Source organism: Asanoa siamensis (assembly GCF_016862555.1).
GTDB lineage: Bacteria > Actinomycetota > Actinomycetes > Mycobacteriales > Micromonosporaceae > Asanoa > Asanoa siamensis.
Window position 1 is genome coordinate 1 of sequence record NZ_BONE01000183.1, and the last position, 2,296, is coordinate 2,296.

At 73.4% G+C, this 2,296-nt stretch carries 3 protein-coding genes and 1 pseudogene; 1 reads left to right on the plus strand and 3 read right to left on the minus strand.

Going from position 1 to position 2,296, the window contains the following annotated elements:
- A partial coding sequence (locus tag Asi02nite_RS41080) for an acetylxylan esterase (RefSeq protein ID WP_203719455.1) occupies positions 1-686 on the plus strand: 686 nt, incomplete at its 5' end.
- A 103-nt stretch (positions 687-789) separates the two neighbouring features.
- Here the strand turns inward: Asi02nite_RS41080 and Asi02nite_RS41085 are convergent.
- The 3 genes and pseudogenes from Asi02nite_RS41085 to Asi02nite_RS41095 form a co-directional block, all read right to left on the minus strand.
- The gene (locus Asi02nite_RS41085) at positions 790-1,035 is read right to left on the minus strand and encodes a hypothetical protein (protein WP_203719456.1); all 246 of its coding nucleotides are present in this window, start codon (positions 1,033-1,035) and stop codon (positions 790-792) included.
- 54 nt (positions 1,036-1,089) lie between these two features.
- Entirely contained in the window at positions 1,090-2,091 is a 1,002-nt protein-coding gene (locus tag Asi02nite_RS41090) for a LacI family DNA-binding transcriptional regulator (protein WP_203719457.1), read from the minus strand.
- Positions 2,092-2,133: 42 nt separating this feature from the next.
- Positions 2,134-2,296 (minus strand): annotated as a pseudogene (locus tag Asi02nite_RS41095) (peptidoglycan DD-metalloendopeptidase family protein); the annotation flags it as partial.

Below are 2,296 nucleotides of genomic sequence, written 5' to 3' on the forward strand. Positions count from 1 at the left end.
GCGGCCGCGGCGAGCCGCTGGAGTGGCTGGCGTACGCGAGCGCGGGCTACGCGCACTTCGTGATGGACACGCGTGGCCAGGGCAGCACGTGGCGGACGGGCGACACCCCGGACCCGGGCGCGTCCGGGCCGGCGGTGCCGGGTTACGTCACCCGAGGGATCCTGGACCCGCACGACTACTACTACCGCCGGCTCTACGTCGACGCCTACCGGGCGGTCGAGGCGGCGGCGGCGCACCCGTCGGTGGACGCGGCCCGGATCGCGGTCACGGGCCGCAGCCAGGGCGGCGCGCTCTCGGTCGCGGTGGCGGGGTTGCGCACCGACATCGCGGCGGCCATCCCGCACGTGCCGTTCCTGTCGGCGTTCAAGCGGGCCACGACCATCACGGACGCGAACCCGTACGCGGAGATCGTCCGCTGGTGCGCCACGCACCGCACGAAGACGGCCCAGGCGTTCGCGACGCTGGCCTACTTCGACGGCACGTCCTTCGCCCGCCGCGCAACCTGCCGGGGTTCGTTCTCGGTGGCGCTGATGGACCCGATCTGCCCACCGTCCACGGTCTACGCGGCGCACAACGTCTGGTCGGGCCCGCACGACATCACGGTCTGGCCCTACAACGACCACGACGGCGGCGGAGTCGAAGACCAGATCCGCACGATCCAGGTCCTCCGCGACCTGTTCGGCTGACCACCGGACACACCGCGCGAGGCCGCCCTCGCTGGGAAGGGCGGGTCGGCGCTGGCTGCCGTCGCCCGATGACCGCGACCGGCCGGCGCTCGTCGGTGGCCGGTCAGTCGGCGCCCCCGCCGGGGGAGCCGCCGCCGGCGTCGAAGATGCCGCCGCCGCCTTCGCCGCGGAGGTTGTCCTTGCGGAGGCGGCGGTGGTCGCGGTTCATGCCGCGCAGAGCGGCGCGGCCCGCCAGCCGTGGGTCCGCCGCACGGGCCGCGCGGCGGCGCGCCGCGACCACCGCGACCGCGACCGCCACGAGAAGCACCAGCAGGCCGGCCAATAGCACCGCTCCAGGACCGTCCATCATGGCCATCACCTCCGCCACCGACGGTATGCCTGCCGTGCCACCGGGTGGAACGGGTCAGGCGCCGCGGGTGGAGCTTTCGCGGACCTTGAGTTGCGTGTGCAGCGTGACCGTCGACGGGGCGCGGCCCGGCTCCGTCAGGCGTTCCGCCAGCAGGACCGCCGCCGTGCGGCCCAGTTCGTAGGTCGGCTGCGCCACCGTCGTGAGTGACGGGCGGACCAGGTCCGCCCACGGGATGTCGTCGAAGCCGACCACGCCCGCCTGGGTCGGGACCGCGATGCCGCGGTTCGTCAGGCATTCGACCGCGCCGACCGTCATCAGGTTGTTCGCCGCGAAGACCGCGTCCGGCGGGTCGGCCTCGTCCAGCAGCGATGCCATCGCGGCGTAGCCGCCTTCCTCGCGGAAGTCCGAGTAGCGCACCAGGTGCTCCCGCACCGGCACGCCGCGGCTGCGCAAGGCCTTCTGGTAACCGCGCAGCCGTTGCACCGCCGTCGAGACCCGGCGCGGGCCCGTGATGCAGGCGACCCGTTGGTAGCCACCGTCCAGCAGGTGGCCCGTGGCCAGTTCCGCGCCGTGGGCGTTGTCGACCAGGACCGTGTCGACCTGGACCCCCGCGATCTCGCGGTCGATCGCGACCACCGGGACCCCCGCCGAGAGTAGGCGGCTGACCTGGGCCGTGGAGCGGCCCGCGACCGAGATGATGACGCCGGCCATGCGGTCGGCCAGCGCCGCGGTGACGTACCGGGCCTCCTTCGCCGGGTCCTCGTCGGTGTTGCACAGCACCACCGAGTAGCCCGCCCGTTGCGCGACGTCCTCGACGCCGCGCACGAGCGAGGTGAAGAACGGGTTGCCGACGTCGGAGATGACCACGGCCCACAGCGTGGTGCGGCTGCGGCGCAGGTTCCGGGCCACCGCGTTCGGCCGGTAGTCGAGCTCGTCGACCGCCTGCCGCACCCGGGCGACGAGGTCGGGGTCGACACTGGACCGGCCGTTGAGCACCCGGGACACCGTCGCCGGCGAGACCGCCGCCCGTTGCGCGACGTCGTAGATCGTGACCATCACCGCACTCTACCGGCCAGAAATCGTTTTCCCATTCGCTCCTCAGAGCGGCTCGGGGGCGAGGGCACCGCCCCAGTTGTCGAAGCCGCGCGAGCCGTTCGCGTCGTTGACGAAGCGGTGCGCGAGCGTGCCGTCGGCGGCGCGGTAGAAGACGTGGTGCTGACCCGGTGTCGACAGGCCGATCGGGTCACCGGCCACACCCGCC